Below are 1,023 nucleotides of genomic sequence, written 5' to 3' on the forward strand. Positions count from 1 at the left end.
GTGCCGACCGGTGGCGGGCATGCCGACCGGGGGCCGTCCACCGGTGCCGAACCGTGGACCGGCGGGGAGCAGCCGGTCGGTGCCGGCCACGCCGCAGGTCGGGCCGACCCGCGACGGGAGGAGTCCGTGCCGGGCCCCCGTGGGCCCAGTGGCGGCGTCAGCGGGAAGTGACGGCGAGATCGCCGCTACCGGTCGCGACGTCGAGCACGAGCTTCGCGGTGGGGTCGTGCGGTACGCCGAGGTCGGCCGAACCCGAACCGACCGACGAGACCACCTGGTACGCGCCGGCCGGCACGGTCAACTCGACGTGACCGCTGGATGCGTGCGCGCGGGCGGAGGCGGGTCGATTCAGCTTCACGGTGACGTTGCCGGACCGCGCCTCCGCGTCCACCTCGCCACCGAGCCGGTTCGCGGTGATGCTGCCGGACCCGCTGCGGAGCACCACCGGCTCGGTCACGTCGTACACCTCGATGTTGCCGGAGCCGGACTCCACCCTGACCGGGCCGGCGGCGCCCGCCACCCGGACGTCGCCGGAGCCGACGGTGACCTCCACCGTGCCGACCCGGCTCAGGTCGACCTCGCCGGAGCCGGTCTCGCCCCGCACACTGACTCCCGCACCGGCGGTGATCTCGTAGGAGACGCTGCACCGGTTGCCGCAGGAGGTGTCCAGCACCAGTTCGGTGCCGGTGATCTCGTATGACGTACGCGGCTGGTTGCCCTGGTATCGCACCACGCGCTTGATGCGGACACCGTCCACACCGCCGTCGGCGCGGACCACCACGTCACCGGCACCGGGCAGGAGCCGGATCGCGGTGACCCGGGTGGACTCGGTGGTGTCGAAGTCCATCCGGCCGAAGGGGATGTCGTCACACCCGGCGAGGACGATCAGGGCGGTGGCCGCGACGGCCGCCACGGTGGCTCGACGGCCGGTGATGCGACGTGTGGTGACGCCCCGGCGGGTAGCGTCGGCCGGGTGTGCGGTGGCGGCCGGGGGTGCGGCGGCGGCCGGGCGCGGGGTGGCGG

Annotated in this window: 1 protein-coding gene; it reads right to left on the reverse strand. The window is 74.4% G+C overall.

Annotated elements, in window-relative coordinates; translation table 11 throughout:
- Window positions 1-157: 157 nt before the first annotated feature.
- A complete protein-coding gene (locus tag EYA84_RS32290) occupies window positions 158-913 on the reverse strand; it encodes a DUF4097 family beta strand repeat-containing protein (RefSeq protein ID WP_236146089.1) in 756 nt (251 codons plus the stop codon).
- Between the last annotated feature and the right edge of the window lie 110 nt (window positions 914-1,023).

The organism is Verrucosispora sp. SN26_14.1, from assembly GCF_004307965.1.
Classification (GTDB): Bacteria; Actinomycetota; Actinomycetes; order Mycobacteriales; family Micromonosporaceae; genus Micromonospora.